We start from the raw sequence: 24,245 nt of genomic DNA on the forward strand, positions 1-24,245 counted from the left end.
AACTTCCCATTACCAAAGCAGGTAACGCCATGCTGCGCCGCCTCTTAGTCAACTGCTCCCAATACATCCTAGGCCCCTTCGGCCCGCCCAGCCATCTGCGCGAGGCCGGAGAGCGCATCTCCCAAGGCCCAGGTAAAAACGCCCGCAAACGCGCCGTGGTCGCCGTAGCGCGCAAGCTTGCCGTAGTCCTCATGAAGCTGCTCAAAACACCTGGGGCAACATACGAACCCTATCCAGGACGCCCTCTATCTGGAGCAATGGCTGCCTGAGTAACCCGCACTGAATTGAATCCGGAAATCTCAACCAGCTAGCAGCAGACCTGTCATGAGACTTTGGATCCAAAAAAGTCCCGTCCAAGCGACTGCGATGCACCGCCCGCATTGACACCGTCGACTCAACCAACCAGACACCGTCATATACGAATGCGTGAACAAGAAGGCAGCGCTTGAGACAGGACTCCTTTCTGCACCGAAGCCTGGTAAGCTTCATAAAAGAGTGTCCCGCTCAGCGGGAGAAGTCAGACTGACTTGGACTCTTCAATCAAGACCAACTTCTGCTTGCGACTAAACCTTATAACCATCACACAAAGTTGAAACTTTGAATCTAATTGACAAACCCGCCTTCTCATGGAAGGCGTAGTAGCAGACACCGATTAGGGCTACGCGCGTGGCATTTTAGCTCAAGGGGCTGACGGTGTGGTTGCATGTTGAATAACCTTGTCATCGGTGACACTTATACTTTGCGTTGGAAAAATGTTGAAAATGCGGAGAAGTGATACTCTAGTGTCACTATGAAGGTCGAGTTAGTTACTACACTTAAAAGGCAGGCAACTCAGATATTGAAGGGACTGGGAGAAGATCGAGAGCCTATTCTTATTACTGAGCACGGGATACCCAAGGCGTATCTCGTTGATACAGAGGATTTTGAGAGTCAGAAGGAGCGAATTAAGTTACTCGAAGGATTGGCACGAGGCGAGCGCGCATATCAAGAAGGAAGAGTTATTTCCTCCGGTGATGCGAAGAAGAGGATGTCTCGATGGCTCAAGTAATCTGGACTGACCCGGCACTTCAGAATCTCGACGAAATTGCAGATAATATCGCACTCGAAAATCTCGAAGCAGCCAAGAAGTTGGTGAGTTTGGTCTTTCAGAGAACTGATCTTTTAGGAAGCGTTCCTTTGATGGGGAACGTGCCGGATGAACTGAAGGGGACCTTATATCGGAGATTGGTGATTTGGGTTCTTTACCTGTATTACCGTATCGATGAAGGTAGGGTCATTATTATTCACCTTCGCAGAGCTGAGAGAGAATTTAGCCTTGAGGATATTGAAGAAGGAGAATCCCAAGCTTAAGTTTCCAACAAGCCGGGAGAGGTAACAGTGATTGTGTGCCGCGTGGCTTATAGTATGGAAAATTGGATAAACGATTAGGTCGCAGTCGAAGAACCTTGCCATCGGTGCACCTGCCTTCAACGGTCTGCCCGATATGATAATTCCAGTGGCAATGTTAATCAAGATTCTTGTGGTCATTGCTGGACTGGTGTCATTTTTCACAAAGGAGTTTGAATTTGCAGTGATTGCTGCAGTGATCGGAACAGTAGTGAACTGTTTCTGGCTGCTGTGGAGAGTTTTCACATAAGCCGAATCTGAGAGAATCGAGAAATGAAGAAGTCGTTATTATATGTTGAGTTGAAGTCTGGCTTCTCAGACGACGGTCCGGCTTGGATTGGGAATGGCGAGTTTTCGAAGTCGGGGAGGACCATATACTTCAATAATCTAGCATTTCAGTCATTGAAAGGGGCCGGCGTTGGTGCGAATTACTACAATCTGGAAGACGGTGACGAATACTGGATATCTGGAGTCAAGAAGACTGGGTCTGATCGGCACTGGGCTGGACGAGGTATTGTCGAGATTGATCGATCAGTAGTGGATGAGTTTTATGCGCTTACTGAGCTGAAGGATCTGCCGAAGAGCGAATATGTTGTGGTAGATCTAGCTGTTGGAAATGTGAGGGAGAGGATATTGGAGCAGCAGAACTCCTAGAGGTCCACTGTCCGAAACGACAGAACCAGAATTAATGAGAAGGCGGCACAGAATCTGATCCCTTCTCATCATGGAAAACGCTAATAAAGACACCCACACCCTCGGCCTCGATCTTGGAAACGCTACGCATGCCTTATGCGTTTTAAATTCCATCGGAGATATCGTCTAAGAGAGCACGATAGCCAACGAGAAAGAAGCTCTCTCCTGTCTGTCAGCGCGCTATCCCAGCTCCACTATAGTCATGGAAGCAGGAACCCACAGCCCTTGGATAAGCCGTCTTCTCGAAGCAGCCGGGCATCGGGTGATCGTTGCCAACCCAAGGAAAGTCCGGGCGATATACACCGCCGACAATAAGACTGATCGCAAGGATGCAGAGATGCTCGCTAGAATGGTTGCTCGTCTGCCCAACAAGCGGGCACCCTCCTCGTCACCCTTGCGCCATCTATGCACTCTCGTGCTCCGTGCGCGCATGGACGCAAAACTCCTCTATCCCATTCGACACGGCAGTGAGGCGTCACAAAAAGCCTTTATGATTCTCAAATCACGCGATGCGCTAGTGCGCAGCCGCGTCAGCCTCATCAACGGTGTCCGTTCCTTACTCAAAAGCATCGGAATGATCCTTCCCTCTGGATGGAGCGCCGCCTGTTTCGCGCGCAAAGCCCGGGAACACCTCGACGACGATCATACACGTTTGGTGGATGCTATGCTTGAGTGCATCCTGGTCCACACTGAGGAAATACGCCTGCTAGATAAACGGATTACCGCAATGATTGAGGACACATATCCAGATGCTCAACGTCTACAAAGTGTCGGTGGCGTCGGCCCCATAACAGCTCTAGCTTTTATCCTCACTGTAGACGATCCTGACCGCTTCAACAAAGCCCGAGACATCGGTCCGTTTTTGGGTATGACGCCGCGTCGTGATCAATCTGGAGATTGTGACAAGCAACTCCCGATCACCAAAGCAGGCAATGCGATGCTACGCCGTCTCTTAGTCAATTGCGCTACCGGTGGTTCAGTGAAATGTCGAATCCCTATGGGATGGCTGTGGTTTCATTCTAATTCATGCCGGAACTTTTACCAAGTCTTCCGCCATGTTACGGATGCGCCCGTAGTCGCGCTTACCTGTTGCGAGGAGAGGGATCTCTGGGACATGGATGAAGGCCTGCAAATCCGGTTTCCAAAGATTGGGTAGCGGCAGGTTTAGGAGCTGTTGCCTCAATAGCTCAGTTTCGGGTATGGGCTCCGAAACAAGAACGATGAGGCGTTCTCCTTTTGAAGTATCTGGAATGGCAGTCACCGCGATATGCGTAGCGTCAACTCCGATTGCTGAACTCAGGGCTTCTTCGACGCCCCCGAGCGGCACCATCTCTCCTCCAAGCTTAGCAAAGCGAGCGATGCGGTCGGTGATAAATAGAAAACCATCTGCATCAAGATAGCCAATATCGCCCGTGTTATACCAGCCATCCTCTAAGGCGTTTGCAGTCAATTCTGGCTGATGTAGGTAGCCTTGCATCGTATTAGGCCCTTTGACGCGGATGAGCCCGCGCTCGCCGGTTTGTTTGGCTGTCTTTGATTCGGGGTCGATGATTTGTAGGGCGACGCCTGGTATGGCACGTCCGACACTTCCGGGTTTGGACCCGATCTCATGGAGCCCATCGATGGTATGGTTCGGCAGACTTATCGTGGTGATGGGCGAGAGCTCGGTGGCTCCGTAACCTTGGAGCGGACGGATGCCGTATTTCTCCTCAAAACTGTCAGCCAGCTCCTCCGAGAGCCGTTCGGCTGAAGAAAAAACCCAACGCAATGAAGCGAACTGATCAGAGGTGACGCGGCGCTGATAAGCATTTAGGAATGTCGGAGTTGAGAGCAAAATGGTCGCTCGCTCTTCTTGGACTAATTGGCCTACGCGGCGCGTATCCAAGGGATTGTTATGATAGGTCGTTGAGATGCCATTGATGAGCGGACACCAGAGTGTGGCCGTAAAACCAAATGAGTGGAAGAATGGAAGGGTTCCGCATACCTTGTCTTCTGTCTGAGCGTTAAGTACAGAGCCGAAACTTTCGGCGTTGGACAGGATGTTTCGGTGAGATAAACACACACCCTTGGGAGCTCGTGTCGAACCGCTGGTAAATAGGATTGCGGCAGTATCATCAGAGTTTGATGTCGTCTGATTGAGAAGAAAGCGTTGCGGGAGAAAACGCGCCCGAAGGTAAGCCTCTAAACGCTGTCGCTTCGTCACCGATCTGAGGAGTTCCTCGACATACAGAACGCGGATGGACGCGGGAATGCCATCAGGAAGTGGCATCGCCCGGGCAGTGACGATCCAGCGGATCTTGGCTTGGCTCACAGCAGAAGCAATGTGATCGGAACCAGCTCTAAAATTTATATTTACTGGAATGCGGCCAGTAAATGAGATGGCTAGGTTGGCCAAGGCGCCGCCTACAGACGCAGGAAGCAAGATTCCAATGTGCTGTGCCTGGCCTTCGAAGCGTTCGAGTAGGTTTTTCTTCAATAAGAGCGTCGCCGTGAGTGCCTCGCTGTAGTTGAGCTGCTTGCCGGAGCTATCGGAAATGCACGGAGCGTTTGGAGATTTGCGTGCCTGCGATAGGAAAGCGGCAGGTAAATTTTTGTAGGAAGTCTTGGCGGTATTCGCTTGATCTGCTGCAAGTTGAGATATGGCTGCAGCGATGTCCCCCGGTTGTGACTGTGTGGGTAGTTGGGCGCCGAATGAAACAGATACAATGCGAGATCTGTCTGTCCAGGGTCGGATTGCAGGCAATCCAGAAGAATAGGTCGTGTGGCTCCCCCAGATTCCTTGGATCGAGACGGGAATGATCGGAGCATGGGTTCCCTTGACGATCCGGGTGAAACCAGATTTGAGGGGCAACATTAGGTTCCGTCTGGAGAGATGGCCTTCCGCAAAGATGCCAACCAGTTCGCCGTCGACCAATGCTTGGCGAGCGGTTTTTAGGGAGTGTATCAGCTTTTTGGGGTTTTCGCTTTCGTGGATGAGAATCACGCGAGCGAGGTCGCATATCCAACGGGTGAACCATCCCGAGTTCTCATAGAAATCGCGTGACATGATCAGTCGGATGCGGCGCGGTTGGGCGCTGGTGAGAAAGACGGCATCTAAGAGAGACACGTGATTACTCACAATTAATGCCGGTCCTTCGGCAGGGATGTTCTCAATTCCATGGTGTCGGATGGTGTAGAAGCAACGTGCTACTAGGCTGATGATCAGGCGTGCCAGGAAATCTGGAATCGTTCTTACCGTGAGATAGACGAGTCCCAAAGCGAGTATACTTAGAGCCACAAAACGATCTGCCGACGCCAATGTAGTCTGTGTATCGCTCAGATAGAGAACGGGGGAAGCTGCGAAAATTGCGATCCAGTTCAAAAGGCCGGAAATACCAATGATGGTGCCGAGGTTAGCATTCGGGCTCCGTTGTTGAATAAACGCATGCAGGGGCACCGTCATGCAGCCAGCAGCAACGCCGATTAGGAACAGAAACAGGCAGGTTGCCCAGATACTTTGACTGCCCACCGAACCGAGTAGAAATAATCCCATAGCAATGCCCAGTGCGCCCAAGGGAACAGCACCGAATTCCGTAGCATGGCGGCTCAGCCGGCCAACCAGTAAGGAGCCCGTCCCTATACCCAAAGCAATGATCAGGAGAGTTACTCCAGACTGTTCATCCGATAAACCTAGGTGCTCTTTTCCAAAATCGATAACGTTGAGTTGGGTGAAGGCTGCGAAAAATGAAAAACATGCGAGGCCAATGATCGCGAGTAGGAGCCACCGGTCCTGGCGAATGATTGAAATACTCTCTCTAAAGCCGGATCTGGATCTGAGGCTTTCTCGAGGGCCGCCTATCAGTGCCTTGTCGAGTTGAGTTGCGGCGAAAAAACCTACGATAGATATACCAAAGCAGCCCAATGCTGCGACATGATAAGCTGCGCCGCTGAGCGCTGTAAAAGCCGGAGCTAATGCCACTCCTGCAATGATTGCGAGGTAAGTAAGTGTCTGAAGGTGGCTATTGGTTCGGGTGATATCGCGCGCGGCGACAATTTCTGGGACGAGTCCATATTTTGAAGGGCCAAACAAAGCACTTTGCGTCGACATCAGAAGCATCGTTGCGAAGAGCATCGGCACGCTCTCAGTTGCCAGTGCTGCGATACCGAGGCCCATGATTATCAACTCTGCCTGTTTGAGCCTTAAAATTATTTTTGATTTACTGACCCGATCAGCAAGATATCCGCCCAGTGATGTGAATCCTATAAAGGGGAGGGCAAAGACAGCACCGACAAGGGCGAGGATTCGAGTCCGTTCATCAGGTCCATGCCATGAAAAAAGGGCGAAGAGGGCGATGAGCTTGAAGAGGTTATCGTTTAGAGCTCCTGAGATTTGGACGGTCTGGTGCCAGCGGATAGCGTTATGCGAGGGATTGTTTATTTCCATAATGACAATTAAATTGCCGTTAAGATTTATACGACAATAATAATGTCAATATGTAATTGAAAATATTATTGTCGTTATTCTGAGCATACTAGACATTCGGGTATGCAAGAACGATTACCGGTCGAAGATGTTGTCCATCTCACACAGGCAGTGCGGCGTGCTTACCATAGATTCCGACACTTGTCGGATCAGTTGCATGGTGATTTGGGAATTACCGGCCCCAAGCGCGCATTGCTCCTATTGCTTGCTGAAAACGGCCCCATGACCGTGCCAGCGCTTGCCGGTGAACGCTTTGTCAGTCGACAGATTATCCAGACTCAGATCAACCAGCTTCTGAGTGCCAAGCTTGTTGAGGCCCAAGAAAATCCGCATCACAAACGTTCGCAATTGATCGCTCTATCGGAGGGTGGAGAGCAAATGATCCAAAGCATGATGCAGCGAGAACATGGCTACATTAACCAGCTCTCCGAAGTCCCATCGCTCGAAGCGATCCGGACGACCTGCGATGTCTTGGATTATCTCTACACGGATTTAAAAGACCCCGAGTAATACGTGTCATTTGAGCGTAGGGTAATGGCGACGGCCATTGCTTTACTTGAGCTTTGATCCGCTCAATGGCAATCGCTCTTGCGATCACCCTACAAAATATCAGTGGACCCGATCTTGCTAGTCGTCGAGCCCCATGACTTCTTCAGCGAATTCATCCATCTTCTCATAAGCCCGTTTTGCGGTGCGCTCGTGGTAGATCGATGCACCTGGATTGTTGGCATATGGGTTGGTGAACGAATGGACGGCTCCTCCGTAGGACACGAGTTGCCAGTCTACTCCGGCAGCGCGCATTTCTTCTTCGAATCCATTTACTTGTTCCTTTGGAACATAGGGATCATCAGCACCGTGTAGAACCATCACAGGGACTTGAATGTTCTGAGCAATTGCTGGATCTGGAGTATCGAGGTTGCCATGAAACGAGACAACGCCCTTAACATCTTTGGTTCCACTGCGGGCTAGCTCAAGGACGGTGCCTCCGCCGAAGCAGAACCCTATGGCTAGGATGTTCTCACCATCAATCGGATGTGATCCAGATAGAGCAGCAAATTGGTTGACCGCTTCTTGAGCTCGGCGTCGCATGAGCGCGCGATCTCCACGGACGAAGCCGGCCGCTGCCCCAGCTTCTGAGGCATTATTGGGGCGTATATCGACGCCATACATATCGACGACGAACACTGCAAATTCATCATCTGCTAAGAGTCGTGCGCGTTCCGTCGCTCGCTCGCCCGGCCCCATCCAGTTGGGAACCATGAGGATCCCTGGTAGGGATGCGTCTTTGGCTGTGTCTTGTGCGTAGACGACCGTCGCTTCAAAGGTGGTTTCCTCGAAGACATAGGTGAAGGTCTTTTCTATAAAGTCTGCGTGTAAAGCAGACGCTGCGATCAGGGACAGGGCGATGAGCTGTTTCATTCTATCTATACGATTTTCAATGTTCGTGGGGATAGTATTTTTCGAGAGTAGCGACTGCTTGTTTTAGCTCTAGAGCAAATTTTTCATCGGCATTCTGTTTGGCCTTCATCGCCGCAAGAATCACCGCGTGGTGTTCTTGCAAACGTATAGCATAGTCCTCTTGAGATGGCTTGACCCGCTGTGTCAGAAAATAGTCGCCCATCGTTTCGATAATTTTTTGAGCATGAGATTCTTTATTCATGACCCAACGAACAATCTGTTGTTGGGACTGAATGTCAGCTTTTCCATCGAGTTCAGCGAGCATTGTGGTGGCTTTTTCGACTGTTACTGCGTCCTCATACATGGCATGGACGCGGGCTGCATCGTCATAAATGCCACAGGGAACCTGGCAGTGACCGAGAACGTTATGTGAAGTTACTGCGGTCAAAGCCGCGAGTGAGACTATTGCTAATAGTATGCGCATATCATTTATATCTTGAGGTGGGTGATAGTGGCTATGGAGATAAATTTTTTAGGCTCTAGCGTGAGCGCTGCTTCATACGAGACCAGCGCGTGTGAGCAGTGCCTCTGGGTCCGGGTCCCGGCCCATGAAGTCATAAAAGAGCTTCTCAGGTGCTTCGCTATTTCCTTTGGCTAGGATTTTATTACGAAAATCGAGCCCGGTTTGCTGGTTGAGGATGCCGTCTTCTTTGAATTTCGAAAACGCGTCCGCATCCAGCACTTCTGCCCATTTATATGAATAGTAACCAGCTGCATAGCCAACTGAGCTGCCAAAAATATGTGTGAATCGTGGCGCAATGTAAGGAGATTTTGTAGCCAGTTGAGGGGTATAGCCGTCGAGTATGCTATCTAGTGTAGCGTCGAGATCCTCGATGTCGTCGCCCTGATATTTGATGTGGAGGTCAAGGTCCATTTTGCCGAATGAGAGCTGGCGCATCGTAATAGCTGCAGATTGGAAATTGCGCGCTTTGAGCATCTTTTCGAATAAGTCGTCTGGGATGGGCTCGTCAGTGTCTACATGCCGTGCGAAACGATCGAGGCTCTCTCGCTCCCAACACCAATTTTCCATAATTTGAGAGGGAAGCTCTACGAAGTCCCATGCGACGTTAACGCCATTGAGAGATGGGACAGTTACTTCGCCACAGATATGATGTAAGAGGTGGCCGAACTCATGAAACACGGTCTCGACCTCGTTATGGGTGAGACAGGCTGGACGACCGGCTACGGATGGCGTCATATTTCCGCAAATTAAGCCGAGGTGTGGAGTGTCCTGGTTCTCTGTGCCACGTTCGCCGGTATAAAGGTAGTTCATCCAAGCGCCCCCGCGCTTTGATTCTCGAGGATACCAGTCTGCATAGAAAGAACCCAAATGGCGACCTGAGGCCTTATCCTGAACCGAGTAAAATTGAACATCCTTATCCCAGACTTCAGGTGTAGTGTTCTCGGAGGCAGGCTCTTCTCGGCATTCGCTTTCGACCTCCTTGATGGCGATTCCAAATAAATCCTCGGCCAAAGAGAAAAGGCCATAAATCACCTTATTCATTGGGAAATAAGGGCGTAATTCTTCCTTGTCGAAGGCGTATTGGGCGCGCCGTTGCTTTTCCGACCAGTAAGATATGTCCCAAGGCTCAAGAGGCGTGGGTCCCCTAAACACCTGAAGGTCAGCGTAGTCGTTTCTAAAGGCATCTGCCACGCGACTATGAAGATTCTCGACGAAATTGAGCGCCGATTCTCCACTTTTAGCCATGCGCCGCGCTAACACCAATTCCGCAAAATTTTCTTTTCCTAAGAGCCGCGCTTTTTGTTGCCTAAGAGATAAAATCTCGGTGACCAGCGGGATGTTGTTTGTCTCTCCCTCGCGGGCTACTTTACTGAAGGCTCCCCATACTTCTTTCCGTAGCTCCTCGGAGTCTGCGTATTGCATGACGGGCATGTAGCTCGGAGCCTGGAGGGTAAAACGATAAGCAGGTTCGCTCGCAGTGCCATGTCCCTTATTTTCAGCGTCCTGCTGTGCCGCTTCGAGGGCCGACCTGGGCAAGCCCGAGAGCAAGGCTGCGTCGGTGATTATTTTCTCCCAGGCGTTGGTCGCATCGAGAACGTTTTCTGAAAACTTTTGGGTCGTAGCTGCAAGCTGCTGATTGATAGCTGCTACCTTTTTCTTTTCGTCGTTTGGGAGATCTGCCCCTTGCTCCTGGAAATCAATGACTGTCTCTTCCAAGAGGCGCATTTCTACGGGCGAAAGTAATGCAGTGTCAGTGTTGTCACGGGCATAGCGTACGCGCTTCCAGAGGTCGCTATTCAACGATATATGCGAGAAAAAATTGGATACCTTAGGAAGCATGCCATTGTAGGCCTCGCGTAATTCTGGAGAGTTCAGCACTGAATCCAGATGTCCGACTTTTCCCCACGCTTCCGAAAGAGCGCGTGTGGCATGCTCCAATCCAATGATCACGTTTTGGAATGTCGCATCTTCGAGGGGTAGGCCGGCCAGGCGGTCGATTTCCTGTTGAGCGGCCTCAAGCGCTTGTTGAATGTCGGGCTCGATATGCTGGGGTTTGAGTTCCGACCAGCGGATGTGGAATGAGGTATCAAGAAAAGGGTGCTCGGTAGACATATAAAAAGATAGTTATAAGAGGAATGGATTGAGCAAAACGGAACGTCAATTTGAGGGTATCACTCGCCAAAATTTATCGGAAGGCTTTGGTCGGTGAAAGAAAACATCCTCAAATGATTGGAAAAGGACTTACAGGACAAATCTGATCATATTAGGTTCTTATCTAGATGAACTCACCAGCAAGGCAAATTTTCAGCTATTTCGACGCATCAAATCAACGCGATTTCGAAGCAATCGAAGCGATGCTATATGATGAAATTGAGTATAATTCAGATAATGCTGGCTCTCATCGAGGTAAGGAAACTGTGCTTGAGATGATGCATGGCTTTTTCGCCCAGTTCTCTGAGATTACCTGGACTATCGATGCACTGCTGAATGATACAGAGCAGTCGGCCGAGGTCGCTTTTACATGCCGTGCCACACGAGTAGATGGCTCTACTCTATTGCGTCGAGGTTACGAATCAGTCGAACTCTGCGATGGCAAAATCAGCCGGATCGTTGTCAGGAGTCAAAGCTAGGGTGTGACTAGGAGCACTGATTGAGGTCATTGTTAACCTAACTTTAACGGGCTCCTTTGGATCCGGCGAGATTGCTGAATTTAAATTCGTCCTTGCTCGAAACGTAAGCCGAAGTCATGTATTTACTTATGCCTACGCCCAGGTGGCGGAATTGGTAGACGCAGGAGACTCAAAATCTCCCGCCCGCAAGGGCGTGCGGGTTCGATTCCCGCCCTGGGTACCAGCTCAAATAGACAGGTTTCAAGTCAGTTGAGTTTCTAAAAGCGTAGGCAAAATAAGGGTGCGGGAGGCGAACCCGCAGCGGGTTTGACGGAGCGAATAAAATGAGTGGAGATGGGACGCCGGTAGGTGGTCTCGACCCTGTCGAGATGAGCTTAAGCTCACCATTCCCGCCCTGGGTACCAGCTCACATAGACAGGTTTTAAGTCAGTTGAGTGTCTAAAAGCGTAGGCGAATGAGAGGATTTGGAACTTGCTTGTAGCGGGGCCGCTCTGTTGGCTCGTGGGTTTTGGTGATATTAGAACAACAGCGCATGCGCCCCGACAGAGCGACGTGGCTAACGCTAGCTCCGTCATGAAAAAAGTCGGCTTTTAGGAAGAAAATACCTCCTTTCGCTGGTAATGATACGGAGGATGTCTTTAGTCGACGTCGATGTCTGATTCGAGAACCCCAATTATCCGAATGAGCGGCGTGGAAAAATTCTACGGAGATTTTCAGGCTCTAAAAGGTGTCAGTCTTGAGGTGGAGGAGGGCGAGCGTATTGTGATTTGTGGTCCGTCAGGGTCAGGTAAGTCGACGCTGATCCGTTGTATCAACTTCCTTGAGGTGCCGGATGTGGGCAGCATTTTTATCAAAAGCAGCCCGGTGAAATTTCGTGATGCTGAGATCCAAGCAGTGCGTGCCGAGGTGGGTATGGTATTTCAACAGTTCAACCTCTTTCCCCATCTGAGTGTCTTGGATAACCTGACGTTGGCACCCCGCAAAGTGAAGGGTCTCAATAGAGACAGCGCTGAGAAAAAAGCGATGGCTTTACTGGATCGTGTCAAGATTTCAGATCAAGCCCAGAAATTACCCGGGCAGCTGTCCGGTGGACAGCAGCAGCGTGCTGCGATTGCGCGAAGTTTGTGTATGGAGCCCAAGGTCATGCTGTTTGATGAGCCGACTTCGGCACTGGATCCTGAAATGATTTTTGAGGTGCTGGAAGTGATGCGTGATTTAGCCAGTCAGGGTATGACTATGATCTGTGTGACACACGAAATGGGCTTTGCGCGGGAGGTAGCAGATCGTGTGGTGTTTATGGATCATGGGGAAATCGTTGAGGACCGGTCGCCTCAGGATTTTTTTGGTAAACCCAACTCACAGCGCGCCAAGGAATTTCTCAGTCGTGTTCTAGATCATGGCTAAGCAGCAGAGCAGAGGATCAATTTTTTGGCAAGGATGGCTCCCATTGGGTGTGTTAGGTGCCGTTTTGCTTTGGATGATTCTGCAAGGGGCTGGTGCGTTGAATTATACATGGCAGTGGGAGCGTGTGCCTGAAACACTGCTTATCATTGATGACGAAGGTGTGTATCCAGGGAATTTGTTATTTGGGCTGGGGGAGACCCTCAAAATATCAACACTGAGTATTGTTTTGGCTCTACCCGTTGGCGTCTTGCTCGCAGGGGCACAGCGCAGTGTTTTCTACTCCCTACGTGTCCCGGCATACGGTTTCTTCTCAGTCGTCCGAAACACGCCTTTATTGGTCCAACTGTATGTGTTTTATTTTATTTTTGGGCCGGTGATGGGCTTGGATCGTCTCTGGGTGGCTGTGGGCGGGTTGGTTGCTTTTCAGGGTGCCTATTTAGCGCCGATCATTCTCAGTGGATTCGATGCGATTCCGAAAGGGCAGGCTGAGGCTGCGGCAGCCTTGGGTCTGGGCAGGGTGGATGTCCTCCTGAAGGTGCTCTTCCCTCAAGCGATCAGGATCTTGCTACCGGCATTGACCAACGAAGCGGTGAATCTAATCAAAAACTCGGCGTTACTGAGTGCCGTCTCAATTTTTGAGGTCGTTACTGAGGGCAAGGATATCATTGCCGATACGTTTATGAGTTTTGAGATTTGGCTAACGATAGGTGCCCTTTACTTGTGTATTAATATCCCATTGTCGGTGGCAGCTCAATTGCTTGAGACTAAATGGAGAACCGCCTGACAGATTTTTGATATGAAACGATTTATTCTTCTTTTGCTTACGTTCACTTTGGCATCAGCTCCGTTTGTGTTCTCTCAGACTATCTGGGAAAAGGTTCAAGATCGCGGGACGTTGCGCGTAGGGATGTCGACCTTTGTTCCCTGGGCCATGCGCGATAAGGCAGGTAACTTAATCGGATTTGAGATCGATGTGGCCAAGCAGTTTGCTGAGGATCATGGACTGGAGATTGAGTTCGTGCCTACGGCTTGGGATGGGATCATTCCGGCCCTGCTCGCGAGCAAATTTGACGTCATTATTGGAGGTATGACCATTACTCCAGAACGTCAAAATACAGTGGATTTCTCGGACCCGTATGCTTTGGGCGGAGTCAATATCGCTGCTCATACTGAGAAGGCTAAAGGGTTCGAAATGGATGATTTTAACTCGCGTCGCGTCACTTTGACCGCACGGCGAGGAACGACAGCTGCTGAGGCCGCGAAAGAACTTTTTCCGAAAGCGCGGCTAAGACAATTTGATGATGACACTCAAGCGTTTCAGGAAGTCTTGAATGGTCGTGCCCATGCGGCACTGGCATCGAGTCCCAAGCCGGAGCATCAAACGGTGAGAAACAGCGATACGCTCTATCTTCCTTTTGACGCGCTGTTGTTTGAAGGGGGTGAGGGCATGGCTTTTGTCAAGAAAGAGCCTGAGACCATAGCAGTGTTTAATACTTGGATTGAAAAGCGGTTAGCGGATGGTTGGTTGAAGGAACGGCGTCATTACTGGTTTGGCACACTGGATTGGGCGGACCAAACCCATGCAGAGTAGGTCGGTGTCTCCGCTGGCCCGTCGGCTGGATTGGGCGTTTTTGGCGCTGCTTGCTCTCGTGGCTGTTGTTTTTGTCCATCGGGCTCTCAGCACATTCAATTACGATTGGAATTGGGGACGCGCATGGGAGTTCATCTCAACACCTAATGAGCGGTTTCTCGGCTGGTCCTACTTCGGTTTTGCAATTCTCAATACAGTCAAAGTTTGTCTGCTAACGGCGATCTTTGCGCTGTTGGGTGGGGCGTTAGTGGGGGTGATGCGAACGAGCCGAGTCCCATTTTTTAGTCTCATGAGCGCTAGCTATGTTTATGGCATGCGTAATATTCCACCGCTCGTTTTTATTTTTATTTTCTATTTCTTTATTACTCCACAGATCCTGTTGCTTCTACCCTTGGAGGGGCTCAAGGGAATGTTGGAGGGTCGCGAGCTACTACAGTTTCTTTTGGTTCAGCCTGCGTTGCTCGAGAATATGCTCGCTGCAATCTTGAGTCTTGCGGTCTTGGAAGGCGCATTTGTGGCGGAAGTGGTGCGGGGTGGTTTTCAGGCGGTACCCAAGGGGCAGGGGGAGGCCGCTGAAGCTCTGGGGCTTTCGGCTTGGCAGAAGCTTCGGTTTGTTTTGTTCCCGCAAGTGCTCAGGGTCGTTGTGCCTCAGCTGGGAAACATTCTAGTCTCGATCGTCAAAAACACTGCGATCGTATCCTTAATCAGTGTGCAAGAACTGACCTTTGCTGCCCAAGAGATGGCTAATTCGTCTTCGCTTGTATTCGAGATCTGGTTGATTACAGCAGCGATTTATTGGGTGCTATGTGTGGCGATAGAGCGTGCTTTTAAACTACTCACGCAAACAAGAAAATCGAATGCTTGAGCTGGAAGCGTCGTCTTTGATGCGATCCATATTTTTTACCACTTTGAGTAGCTCGCGCTGCTAAAGTCGTAGATAAAGGCATGTGCGGTGTTATCGACGTAGATGTATTTCCAACTTTGGTCTGACCAATCAAACAGGTAATTGCCGAAGCTTTTCTCAGTGTAGAACCAGCCGCGTGTCGGTGAGTAGAGCGAAACCTTTTCTCCAACGACTGAGTCGATGAATAGCCATCCAAGCGGTTTTGAATAGAGCCATTCACCTGAGCGCGTATATAGTCCAAATAGATCTGATAGCATCCAACCATCGACGATTTTGATGTCTGCATCGAAGACCCTCGGAGTAACTGTGATCGGGAGGAGTGTTTCCACACTTTCACCGGTTTCCAAGTCGTTGTAGGTTACTTTAAACAGAGCGCGTTGCTCATCTTCGGCCGTTTGTTTGAGATAAAGCGAGGCTGACTCAGATTCCCAATTTGTGTAGCTAAACGATGCTTCTCCAGCTAGGATTTCGACAGATACAGGAACGCTTTTTGCGAGAATTTGCGCGGGTCGAAGAGTCACTTCCTCAGCCGATGCCGCAACGCGCGTTGCCTGGACGTTCGAATCGCGCAGAGAAATGAAAATGTCCACGGTCGCACTTAGGTTGTCGCTGTCTTTCGCCTGGATCTGCATGTCCAGAATACCTCGAATGGACTGATCAAATGTGAATGAAAGCATCCCAGTATCGGAATCGAATGCTATCGTGCGATAGATGAAAGGATTCGAATTGCGAATTATCGAATATGAGAGGTTCTCAGAGCCGTTATCTCTATCTTCGAAAATATCGAAGAGATTAAGGGATAGGCTCCTATCTCCTTCGTTGAGAAGACTTTCAGAAAACCCGGAGGAGGTCGGGGCGATTTGCGTATCGAAGACGACAAGGGTGTATGTCTTCTCGGCTATATTGACACCATCATCAGCGATCACTTTGAAGGTGTGAGACCCAATGTCTTCAACAGCTGGCTCGATAACGAGCTCAAGGCTTTCAGAGGTCCTCGTTGCAGTTACCTCACTCAAATTTCCAACTTGGATAAAGTCAGGCAAGTCTTCGAAGCGAATTGAAACAATATCCGAATCATCATCGATTTTAATCTCTGCCTCGGTGGTCTGAAGCTCAGGAACGCGCGCTGGTATGGTATCAGAGATGATCGGCGGGGTATTGGGGTCCTCGGTTTCAATCGGATCTTCAGTTTCGACGGGCTCTTCATTTTGCGGAGCCGCCACGATATTGACCTTGAATGATGTCTGCGCGATCAGGTTTGAGGTGGTCGAATCGAACCCGGAGACCTCGATCGTATACTGTGTCGGTGCCTGTCCGCTTGCAGAGTCGTAGGAGATGACACCCCCGTCTCGGTATTGATCTGAAAGCCGTTCTCAAGCGATGTGCTATCAATGGTATAGACGACGGTTCCGGCTGAGGTGGCATTGGCTCTGATGCTGAGAGAATTTCCTTCCAAGACTGTTTGATCCGCGATGGGATCAATCGTGATTTCGCCTTGCACAGTGAGATTGAAGGTTTCCGTATCGGCGCCATCTTCGTCATCTGTGACCGTTACGGTAATTGCATAAGTTTGGCCCACATTTGAAATATCTGGCGTGAATTGAATGCGTCCCGAATTGGATCCAATGATGATACCTGGATTGCTGGGCGAAACACTAATTGAAAAAGAGAGGTCTTCTTCGGAGTCGTCTGGGTCAGATACCGATACGTTGAAGTCTATGGGGGTGTTTCTTGGTAGGTTTAAATCCGGAATCTCGACGATGCTGGGGATGTCATTAACTGGGGTAATTGAAAGTGAGGTGAAATTGCTAGATCCGAGGGCGGCACCATCATAAACGAAAAACGTGATCTCTTTGGAGGATGGCGGGGTGTCGTCGGTGCTGTTGAAGAAGATTGCTCTTCCTAGGTCACTGATTTGGATATCTGTGACGATCGATTCGAAGTTGAACACTAGCATCTCGTCCTCGCTGACACGGTTCTTCGAAAAGGTCGCGATTTGCTGAGTTTGGTGAAAGACACTGTTCCCACTTATTGAAATATCGCTTGTATCCTGGATGAATAAGGAGTCTTCGGAGGATGGATTATTTGTTATCTGAACCTTGAGCTGACCCAGACCTAAATCAAAATCTGAATCTGCGACGGCAAAGGATGGTGAGACTTTCACTGCATCTCCGTCCTCGGTGAAGAGAAGGGAAGTGTCGGTTGTGACTACTGGAGCGGTGGAAAGGAGCAACACACCATCATTCACTGTTATGGTGAACGGCGTAGAGTCCGAGGGTGAAGACTCTCCTAATTCGGCATTGTCCACAACGGTGATCAAGACATCAAATTCACCAACATCGATCGTGGACGGCACCCAGTTCAATTGCCCGGTCGATGAATTAAATGAAAAACCAGGATCAGACGGCGACACCATAAACGAGAACGATAGGTCGGCATCTTTGCTGTCAGGATCGGTTACAGAGGGGATGATTTCTATGAAGTCGCCTGGTTTCGCGAGTATATTTGAAATCTCAGCTATCGCTGGAGGGTCATTAATTGGCGTGATCTCGATCTGAATGAAATTACTGCCCAGATTGCTCGCGGAGTCGACAGCTTCGATGCTCGCATTGACCAAGGGCGGTGGGTTGTCGGAGGTGTTTTCGTATTTAAATTTCAAGCCAAGCTCATCAATCGCCTCTTCACTCACGTTCGAGTTAAAGGTTACGGTCAATAGATCACTCCCCGTAACGGATGTGCTGTTCACCGTACCAAACTTAAAAGTTTCATCTTCACCATTGTCATAAAACACATCATTACCAACCAGGCTGATTGCGCCCGACGGAACAAGGGAAAAGACACTGTCTTCACTGGTTCCGGAATCAGCGTATACTGAAAGGGTACCTCCGCTCATATCGAAGTCGCCATCACGAAAATCGAAGCTTGGGTCCAGTTGGACGGCACCTTCATTTTCATCATAGTATAAATAATATTCCCCGTAGACCTCTGGGTAGTAACCGTAGCTTCCTTCGCTTCCCGAGTCGATTACCTCGACAGTGAAGCTCTCATTTGCAGAAAAAGGGGGATCCCCACTGTCTTCTACCGTAACTGTGACCGTGTAGGTGTTGTAGAGTTCATAAATCGTGGGGTTCCAAGAGATGATACCGTCTGAGCCGATGCTCATACCTAGGGCAATCGACGCGCTGTCCAAGGAATAGTAGAGCATGTCATCAGGATCGCTATCAGTTGCGTCGATGCTGACGAAGAGGCTCTCTTCATAGCCGATAACCTGGTTTTCAATTGGCTCTATCACAGGCGTGTAGAGATTCGTGCCGAAAGCGGTCATGTGGATGCTGCATGCGATCGCAAGACTCAAGACATGGCGCGGTAGTTTGCTGAGGTGAGTAAACATGGATGGCAGGGATTAAAACTGATAAGAGAACGTTCCACCGAAGCCAAAATCGTAAGAGTCGTAATCAACAATTACATCGTTCGAGGAATATCGCTTTTGAAGTGAAGATTGGAAGCGTAACGAAGCGTGGGTAGAGACCTCATAGGACAGGTACAGATTTGCTCCTAGATTGATATCTTCCCGATCACCGTTGAGATCATCTATGTAGTAGGCGTAACTTATTCTAATCCCTGGACTGATCGATAACTTCTCAAAGAGTTGATGCCTCAGAGATCCGAAGAGTTGGTTGGTGATTCGGTCATTAAAATCGTCCCGGGGGAGGTCGAAATTTTCACTCTCTGAAATGAACCAGCTTCCTGTATAGCCGATGCGGAGAGCGGTATCATTGGATAGAGAAAAAAAGCGAGTAACGCTAATATTCGGAGACAGCTCTTTGTAGAAACCGCTATCGCTGGTGTCGTTGTCTAGCTGGGTCCAGTTCAAGCCGAAGCGTACTGTCCACTTGTCCTTAATCCACTTAACATATCCGTAGAAAGTAGCGGCTTCGAAGTCGTTGTCCGAAGCGGGTGATCCTCCTATCAGCTCATCTGGATCAGAAAGGCTACCATAGCGGAAAACCTGATAGCGCATACCTAGGCTGGCGAGAGCTTTTCCGCCAAAATATTCTTCAAAGCGGGTCCTGGTTTCTATTTGCGCTGTGAATACCAGTAAGTCTGTTCCTTCGGCGATCGCGTCCTCAGCTAAGGTTGGATTCGACACATACAGCAATTGCGCGTCGAGAAGCGCATAAAAACAATCGTGCGCTGGCTGGCCAGGCGTGAGAAGGTATTGAGGACCGATGTCTTCCAGCTCATCTTCAAACAAAATAGGTATTTGGTCGATCTGACCGGGCTGTGCATCTGTAAAGGCTTGATCTAGATTTTCAGCATCTAAGAGGCCCTGAGCGAAGAACTGTGTGGAGCCCAGGAGAAGGGAAATCGATAGTATGGCAGTACGTGTGAGCATAGTGCAGGGATAGATATAAAACATAGAGGGCCTACTCGTTGGTCGATTGAAAGATATCGATTACTGCTTGATCGGGTTTTGCATTTCCTCCATCGACCGTCGATACGAAGTCCTGAGCAGGCTGGTTATCTAGAGTGACGTTTTGGATGAAATTCACGTATCCCGTTTGGGCACTTGCTCCGCTGTTCGGATCAGGGGCGAGTTGCCCATTTTCAGATCCCAACTGGATTGATGATGTCGATGCGAACTGTATGTCCGACAAGATCAAAGTTCGCGCTGCCATGCTGATCTCACTCAGTCCGCGCAGGTCAAGCTGTGCGAGAGAGAGATCAGCATCCGCAAAGATGTTTAGCTCATCGGAGTCGAAACGACTCCTAGCGATATCCACGGTCGCGCCGTCGATCTCAAGGTAGCTCGATTCGATATCCGCAGTGTCTAGGGTGACAATTTCGAATCCCCGGATGCCGATGAATTCATCAGCTGCAAGGTTTGAGTCATCTATAGTGATGGAACCTTCACTCGCGGATAACAACACGTCAGAGGCTTCGATGCTAGAGCCTTCTGAAACTGTGATACCAGCTCGATTCTCTAGGTTTACGGCACCCGCCGTAGTTATGGATGCGTCGTCAAGATCAGCATTTCTCTGAATATTCATGCTGAGTGAATCTGCGGTGATAGATGATTCAGAAATCGTCAGGTCACTATCGACGGAGAATAGAGCAGGCCCTTCGGCAGTAATGTTACTCGTCTCCATTTTAAATGTGCTGCTTGAGAACAGTGAAAAGGTTCCAGCGTTCAGAACTGAATCTTCGATCATTAACCCGATATTCGGAGTCGATTGGCTATCAATTTGATCAGATGTTTCAAATGCCAATGAGCTCGACCCAGTGAGTTCAGAGTCTACAACGGAGCCGCTTCCGCCGAGCAAAAATAGATCTTCGGCTTCAATGGTAGTGGTCTCTTCGATCGTGTAACCCTCAAAAAATTGACCAACGAAAGTGGTTTCTGCTTGGAAACTAGTTTGTTCTGAACGCATTTCGCCTTCCGAGCTGATGAACATAGATCCTGACGAGAGGATTGTTGACTCCGCGAAACACAGATTTTCCTCGCTTTCGATTTCCAAAAAGTTTCTCCCATCTTGTTGGAATGGTGAAAATGCTTCAGGCAGTGAACCCGTTGCGGAAATGGTGCTGGTTCTAAGTTCAAGACTACCCCCATCTGAACCGAGAAAAACCGAACCCCGCTCATTGAGTATAGTCGTGTCCGTCAAGGGATCTACCGTGAAGCCTGACATCTCAAACAAGACGCTATTTTCGCTATCGATTCCGATCGTTGCACCATTGGCTATAGAAAGGGTTCCCAAGGATCGGATTCCGACTATAGAATTGTTGGTAAGGCCTGAAAAGATGACATCTCCTAGGATCTCAAGACGTTCTACACCCCCCCAGATTAATCTCTGAAAAATCAGCACCTTCTTGCGTTAGGGCGATGTCACTCAGGTCGAGGCGGCCTTCGGGGATTGTGACTGTCCCAGCGATGAATCCGTAAAACTGGAAAGCTTCCTCAATCGTTGAAAAGTCGTCTGAATCTAGGGTAAACCCAGGAAGGTCGAATAGATTGTCTTCTGGAAAACCAGTGCTGAGATCTACTTCCGACTCGATGGCCTGGCTGAACAATTCTTCAGGTGTTCGCTCGGTGGGAGGAGTAGTGGAGCTGTCATCTTCATCTTCGGATTCATTGGTGTCGTCTTCGTCTTGGACCTCCCGCGCGGTCTCAGTTATATCCTTATCTATCGCAACCACGAGATCCTCATCATCGTTCACCCCGATGATGAGCGCGTCTGTTACTTCCAGTTCCCCGCCGGAGATACGGTCGATTTGTTCCTGGGTAGCGGTGTCGATACGTTCAATGCTCGGAAGATCTTCTGAAAAGCTGCTGAGCAATCTGGAGCCCTGTGTCATACGATCGAGGTCAAATTCGAGAACAGGACCCGGTTCACCAGCAGGGGTGTCTGTGGCGCTAGTCGCACCCGTATCGCTCGGGTCATTTGTTCCTGAATTAGAGGCATTTGTGGTGGTGAACGGCGTGGAGTCAGGTCTGACAAAAGTCATCTGACCCGCGGTCAGTTGACGAATTGTGCCGTCGGGAAAGGCTACCTGCGCACGTCCTTCTAGAACGAGTAGTTTGAATCCACCGTCCTGAGTAGCAGCTACAATAATAGTTGTGCCTAGAACCGATGCTGTCGCAGATGCCGTAACCACACGTCCACCGCCGCGTCCCTCGGGTGAGTGAAAAAGAATAGAACCGCGTTTTAAGTTAATGGTTCGACTCGCTTCATCGAACGAGAATAAAGAGTTTGATCCGATACGGGTGATCGTGCCGTCCTCTGCCTTGAGTCTAGCTCTAGAGCGGCGTCCGGTCTGCAGGAAGTCCGGTGCCTTAAAGACCATATTGGTCACAGCAGGCACTTCCTCGAGGTTCTCCCCGGTTAGGATAGATACTTGATTAATGACCTCCTCGACTACCGATTCGCGCAGCGGGAGCAGATCACTCTGTGCGTAGGTAGATAAAACAGCTCCGAAGAGCAAAGATGTGAGGGTGGGCCAAGCTGATAGAGGGATACGCAGGCGACAACTCATGATTGATGTTGAATTTGTTAGAATTATTTCGTCTCCATAACGAACACAAAGTCCCAGTTTTCAGGCGGAGGATTATGATCTAGTTCACGGGCTCGTTCCACATACAGATTTGCAGCGCCCGCGATTTTTGGATGGGTCTTGGAGAGTTTGTCGAAAAGCACTGCCGCCTGAGGAAATCTTCTATCCCGGTAGGAATTGAGGGCTAAACCCCATTCGACAAACCATTCAGGTTCCCTCTCATCGAGTCTGTTAATCGGTGCAAACACTCGAATGCCCTCTGTTTTTCCTTTTACCTGGATGACATCGAGTTCTTGGAAACGGAATGTGTCTTTGCACAGATCATAAACAGACTCACTCACGAGGATATCTGTTTGGTACTGCTTTGTTGCGCCTTCGAGCCGCGATCCCAAGTTGACGACATCACCCATGACCGCGACCTCCATCCGGCTCTGATGGCCCATGTTTCCGATGAAGCCTTCGCCCTGGCTGATTCCGATTCCAATCGCCATCGGAAGGCGGCCCTCTTGCCCCTCCCAGCTTTTGTTCAGTTCGGCCATGACTTCTTTCATGCTCATGGCACAGGTAACGGCGCGCAAACAGTCTGCCTTGTCTCCTTCCGAATAGATATCGCCCCAGACAGCAAGAATCGCGTCTCCGATGTATTTGTTGAGAGAACCCCGTGTTTTAAGGATTTCTGAGACCATTCCCTCAAAATAATCATTCAAGTGCTCCACCAAACCCTTTGGAGAGTAGCGCTCACTTAAGGTGGTGAATCCGCGGATATCTGAAAACAAGATCGTCATCGGGCGGCTTGTTCCTTGTAAGAGAGCCTTAAATTCGTCTCGGTTACTTGCCAGAATATTGGCCACCTCGGGCGACACGTATCGGCTCAGATAACCCTTGAGGCGATTCCGATCAAATTGCTCCAATACAAAGTCGTACGCCGTCAGTGTGCCGCTTCCCAATAGGATTGTGATCAAACAGGGCACGACTGGATTAATCAGATAGGAGGATTCAAAGGCGATTTGCACACCCGCTACGAACAACAAAGCCAAGCCACCCGCTAACGCCACTTTGAGGTAGGCGGAACGGATTCCCAGGCCGATAGCCAAGACTGGGAGAGCGCACAGGAGGTTGAGCCCAGTCTCGGTTCCGGTGGGCGGCTCCATGACAAAGCTATCTGTGAGTATGGATCGGACTACATGGGCATGTGTTTCTACACCAAACATGTCACCAAACGGTGTGGCTATGACATCCTTGAAAAGATCGGAGTAGGGTCCAACGATGACAATTGCTCCATCCACAAGGTCCTGAAACCGAGTAAATCGGTCCTCTAAGATCACATCCAAGTAGCTGATACTCGGAAAATAGGATGCCGGTCCGCCGAAATTAATCATGGGCATGTCGAAGAAGTCTGGTAGGTCGTCGACGGTCGTCGGATCTACTTTCGACGCGATGCGCGCGCTGAATGAAAGCTCCCGTTCGCTGCGCTGAGCAAGTGCGGCGATGCGCGCATGTTGTTCGATATTATCAGCGAAAAGTTGATTCTCTGCGTATATGTTGGTGCTCAGTTTTGCACGGCGCAGCGTCCCGTCTGGATCACGGGCTACATTGACAAAGCCAATGGTTTCAATCGAACCTTCGAGAGGTAAGAGATCATCATAGGGAAGCCGCTCATCGATCCGCGTCTCGCCGAGCTCGTTTTCATAGGGAGAGTAGTCGAAACCGATGACGACTCGCTCCTGAAACGCGTCGAGCGTATCGTAGAATGCCAGGTCTCCGTCGTTGGGGGTTGGAAATACAAAGTCAAACGCCACGACGCGTGCCCCTGCTGCGAAGAGCTTTCTCATGAGCGCTGCATGGATGGATCGATTCCAAGGCCAAGGTTCTTGAGTCCAGATGGCGTCAGGATTGGCGGCTAAATCAGCCTCGTTGAGTTGAGTGTAAAGTGAGGTGTCATCAAGCGCGACGATAACGATAGGAACCTCATCATGAGATGGCTCCTGGATTCCGCGCATCCGCAAACGCAAGGAGAGCGTGGCGTCCTCCAGATCTTTGAAGAAGGCAAAGCGCTGGACCTGTGGTAGGCTCATGATGCCTGCGAGTAATAGGATGAAGACCAGAAAAATAACGGGCCGATGCTTCTTCAAAAAGTCGAAGATAGTCTCTTTATCAGCGGCCGAGCGTTTCACGAGAGATCTATCGTCATGCTGTTCGCC

General features: G+C 49.9%; 20 protein-coding genes and 1 tRNA gene. 11 read left to right on the top strand and 10 right to left on the bottom strand.

Features of this window, described 5'->3' with window-relative positions; translation table 11 throughout:
• The 4 genes from HRU10_06970 to HRU10_06985 all read left to right on the top strand — a co-directional run.
• Positions 1-269, top strand: a 269-nt coding sequence (locus HRU10_06970; protein ID NRA26973.1) for a hypothetical protein, incomplete at its 5' end; no start/stop codon positions are given.
• Between the two features lie 521 nt (positions 270-790).
• Positions 791-1,048: a type II toxin-antitoxin system Phd/YefM family antitoxin gene (locus tag HRU10_06975; GenBank protein NRA26974.1), complete on the top strand. Its 258-nt coding sequence runs from the start codon at positions 791-793 to the stop codon at positions 1,046-1,048.
• Positions 1,036-1,350 carry a type II toxin-antitoxin system RelE/ParE family toxin gene (locus tag HRU10_06980; protein ID NRA26975.1) on the top strand — a complete coding sequence of 105 codons (315 nt, stop codon included), beginning with the start codon at positions 1,036-1,038 and terminating at the stop codon, positions 1,348-1,350. The genes HRU10_06975 and HRU10_06980 overlap by 13 nt, the downstream gene beginning before the upstream one ends.
• A 309-nt stretch (positions 1,351-1,659) precedes the next feature.
• On the top strand, positions 1,660-2,040 hold the full coding sequence (locus tag HRU10_06985; protein NRA26976.1) for a hypothetical protein: 381 nt from the start codon (positions 1,660-1,662) through the stop codon (positions 2,038-2,040).
• Positions 2,041-3,103: 1,063 nt separating this feature from the next.
• Here the strand turns inward: HRU10_06985 and HRU10_06990 are convergent.
• On the bottom strand, positions 3,104-6,502 hold the full coding sequence (locus tag HRU10_06990; GenBank protein ID NRA26977.1) for an MFS transporter: 3,399 nt from the start codon (positions 6,500-6,502) through the stop codon (positions 3,104-3,106).
• Positions 6,503-6,604: 102 nt separating this feature from the next.
• On the opposite strand from HRU10_06990, the gene HRU10_06995 reads away from it, so the two are divergent.
• On the top strand, positions 6,605-7,051 hold the full coding sequence (locus tag HRU10_06995) for a MarR family transcriptional regulator (protein ID NRA26978.1): 447 nt from the start codon (positions 6,605-6,607) through the stop codon (positions 7,049-7,051).
• A gap of 117 nt (positions 7,052-7,168) precedes the next feature.
• Here HRU10_06995 and HRU10_07000 read toward each other — a convergent pair whose 3' ends face one another.
• The 3 genes from HRU10_07000 to HRU10_07010 all read right to left on the bottom strand — a co-directional run bounded on the left by HRU10_07000 (position 7,169) and on the right by HRU10_07010 (position 10,574).
• Positions 7,169-7,960 carry a dienelactone hydrolase family protein gene (locus HRU10_07000; protein NRA26979.1) on the bottom strand — a complete coding sequence of 264 codons (792 nt, stop codon included), beginning with the start codon at positions 7,958-7,960 and terminating at the stop codon, positions 7,169-7,171.
• A 16-nt stretch (positions 7,961-7,976) separates the two neighbouring features.
• Positions 7,977-8,423, bottom strand: coding sequence for a superoxide dismutase (locus tag HRU10_07005; protein NRA26980.1), 447 nt, complete (start codon positions 8,421-8,423; stop codon positions 7,977-7,979).
• A 72-nt stretch (positions 8,424-8,495) separates the two neighbouring features.
• A complete protein-coding gene (locus HRU10_07010) occupies positions 8,496-10,574 on the bottom strand; it encodes a M3 family metallopeptidase (protein ID NRA26981.1) in 2,079 nt (692 codons plus the stop codon).
• A 167-nt stretch (positions 10,575-10,741) separates the two neighbouring features.
• Here HRU10_07010 and HRU10_07015 point away from each other — a divergent pair, with 167 nt between their 5' ends.
• From HRU10_07015 to HRU10_07040, 6 genes are all read left to right on the top strand, one after another.
• Positions 10,742-11,092 (top strand): nuclear transport factor 2 family protein, encoded by a 351-nt coding sequence (locus HRU10_07015; GenBank protein NRA26982.1) that lies wholly within the window; start codon positions 10,742-10,744, stop codon positions 11,090-11,092.
• A 136-nt stretch (positions 11,093-11,228) separates the two neighbouring features.
• Positions 11,229-11,315 (top strand) — tRNA-Leu (locus HRU10_07020).
• A 449-nt stretch (positions 11,316-11,764) separates the two neighbouring features.
• Complete coding sequence (locus HRU10_07025) at positions 11,765-12,496, top strand: amino acid ABC transporter ATP-binding protein (GenBank protein ID NRA26983.1); 732 nt, start codon at positions 11,765-11,767, stop codon at positions 12,494-12,496.
• Complete coding sequence (locus HRU10_07030) at positions 12,489-13,280, top strand: amino acid ABC transporter permease (GenBank protein ID NRA26984.1); 792 nt, start codon at positions 12,489-12,491, stop codon at positions 13,278-13,280. Before HRU10_07025 ends, HRU10_07030 begins: the two co-directional genes overlap by 8 nt.
• Before the next feature lie 12 nt (positions 13,281-13,292).
• The gene (locus HRU10_07035) at positions 13,293-14,087 is read left to right on the top strand and encodes a transporter substrate-binding domain-containing protein (protein ID NRA26985.1); all 795 of its coding nucleotides are present in this window, start codon (positions 13,293-13,295) and stop codon (positions 14,085-14,087) included.
• Positions 14,077-14,952: an amino acid ABC transporter permease gene (locus HRU10_07040; GenBank protein NRA26986.1), complete on the top strand. Its 876-nt coding sequence runs from the start codon at positions 14,077-14,079 to the stop codon at positions 14,950-14,952. Before HRU10_07035 ends, HRU10_07040 begins: the two co-directional genes overlap by 11 nt.
• A 35-nt stretch (positions 14,953-14,987) precedes the next feature.
• Here HRU10_07040 and HRU10_07045 read toward each other — a convergent pair whose 3' ends face one another.
• The 6 genes from HRU10_07045 to HRU10_07070 all read right to left on the bottom strand — a co-directional run bounded on the left by HRU10_07045 (position 14,988) and on the right by HRU10_07070 (position 24,218).
• On the bottom strand, positions 14,988-16,214 hold the full coding sequence (locus tag HRU10_07045; protein ID NRA26987.1) for a cadherin repeat domain-containing protein: 1,227 nt from the start codon (positions 16,212-16,214) through the stop codon (positions 14,988-14,990).
• Between the two features lie 29 nt (positions 16,215-16,243).
• A complete protein-coding gene (locus tag HRU10_07050) occupies positions 16,244-18,382 on the bottom strand; it encodes a cadherin repeat domain-containing protein (protein ID NRA26988.1) in 2,139 nt (712 codons plus the stop codon).
• 12 nt (positions 18,383-18,394) lie between these two features.
• Entirely contained in the window at positions 18,395-19,387 is a 993-nt protein-coding gene (locus tag HRU10_07055) for a hypothetical protein (protein NRA26989.1), read from the bottom strand.
• Between the two features lie 31 nt (positions 19,388-19,418).
• On the bottom strand, positions 19,419-20,750 hold the full coding sequence (locus HRU10_07060; protein NRA26990.1) for a hypothetical protein: 1,332 nt from the start codon (positions 20,748-20,750) through the stop codon (positions 19,419-19,421).
• A gap of 61 nt (positions 20,751-20,811) precedes the next feature.
• Entirely contained in the window at positions 20,812-22,026 is a 1,215-nt protein-coding gene (locus HRU10_07065; GenBank protein ID NRA26991.1) for a FecR domain-containing protein, read from the bottom strand.
• Between the two features lie 23 nt (positions 22,027-22,049).
• Complete coding sequence (locus tag HRU10_07070; protein NRA26992.1) at positions 22,050-24,218, bottom strand: adenylate/guanylate cyclase domain-containing protein; 2,169 nt, start codon at positions 24,216-24,218, stop codon at positions 22,050-22,052.
• Between the last annotated feature and the right edge of the window lie 27 nt (positions 24,219-24,245).

The sequence above is a fragment of the Opitutales bacterium genome, from assembly GCA_013215165.1.
In the GTDB taxonomy this organism is placed as follows: Bacteria; Verrucomicrobiota; Verrucomicrobiia; order Opitutales; family JABSRG01; genus JABSRG01.